The 1,309-nt window shown below is 69.7% G+C and carries 1 protein-coding gene; it reads right to left on the reverse strand.

Going from position 1 to position 1,309, the window contains the following annotated elements; all coding sequences use genetic code 11:
- Positions 1 to 21: 21 nt before the first annotated feature.
- The gene (locus E2651_RS43230) at positions 22 to 1,251 is read right to left on the reverse strand and encodes an IS701 family transposase (protein WP_135336732.1); all 1,230 of its coding nucleotides are present in this window, start codon (positions 1,249 to 1,251) and stop codon (positions 22 to 24) included.
- Positions 1,252 to 1,309 lie beyond the last annotated feature (58 nt).

The following is a 1,309-nucleotide window of genomic DNA, read 5'->3' on the forward strand; positions in this document are numbered from 1 at the left end:
CGTCGAGGACTTGGTAGAGGGTCAGGCCGGTGTGCGGGCTTTTGGGTCGAGCCGCCGGAGGGTGAGGAAGGCTTGGGCGGCGGTGACGAGGGTGACGTGGTGGTGCCAGCCGCGCCAGGTGCGGCCCTCGAAGTGGTCCAGTCCCAGACCGTGTTTGAGCTCGCGGTAGTCGTGCTCGATCCGCCAGCGCATCTTGGCCAGCCTCACCAGGCGCTCGATCGGGGTGGCGGCGGACAGGCTGGAGATCCAGTAGCCGGTCGGCTCCGCTGTCGCGTCGGCCTGCTCGACCAGCAGGGTCCGCAGCGGCAGTACCCCGTCCCAGGCGTAGTGACCGCCGCCCTGTTCCTGGGCCTGGCGCAACGACTGCTTGCCTGCCGGCCGGATCTCCAGGACCGCGAAGCGCGAGCACATGGATCCCTTGCTGCCCTGGCGCCAGGACACCTCGCTGAACACGCCGTGCCCGGCGGCCAGTTCGGCCAGCGTCACGGGTCGCGTGCGGTAGCGGGGCAGGGTCGGCGGGCCCAGTCCGCCATAGGCCGGCTGGTGCGGCCGGGCACCGGCCGCATGCGCCACTTCCTTGGCCTCGACGGCCACCACATAGTCCAGGCCGCGGTCCTCGAGGGCGAGACGAAAGCTCACCGAGCGGCCGTAACCGCAGTCGGCGACCACGATCGGCGCCGCCAGATCCCAGCCGGCCAGCCGGTCCAGCAAGTCCAGCGCGAGCTGGGTCTTGGTGGCATAGGTGACATCGTCCGGGACGCCGGCCCTGCGGCGGCGGGCCGCATCACTCGTCCATTCTTCGGGCAGATACAACTGCCAGTCCAGCGGGCAGGAGGCGGTGTCGGTTGCGGCGTGCACGCTGACCGCGACCTGGCAATTCGCCCGCTTGCCCAGAGCCCCGCAGTACTGGCGGGCCACCCCCACCGACGCCGTCCCGCACTTGGGGAACGACACATCGTCGATCACCCACACCTCGGGCCGGACCGCCTCGACCAGCCGTTCGGCGATCCGTTGCCGCACCGGCAACCAGTCCCACGGCGACTGGTTCACGAACTGCTGCAGGGCCTGCATGTTCCCGTCCGGCAGACGGGCGGCCATCGGCTGGATCGACTTGCGCCGCCCATCCAGCATCAAGCCCCGCAGGTAACACTCACCCCACCGGCGCTGATCCCGCCGCGGCACCGAGGCAAACACCTCACCAACGAACCCCGCCAAGTCACGGCGAAGCCCCTCCACTTCACCCGGCCTCATACCGACACCATGCCCCTGAACAGGCAAGATCGGCACACCTAACGAAGCACTACTAGGG

It is taken from the genome of Streptomyces sp. MZ04 (assembly GCF_004684775.1).
Classification (GTDB): Bacteria; Actinomycetota; Actinomycetes; order Streptomycetales; family Streptomycetaceae; genus Streptomyces.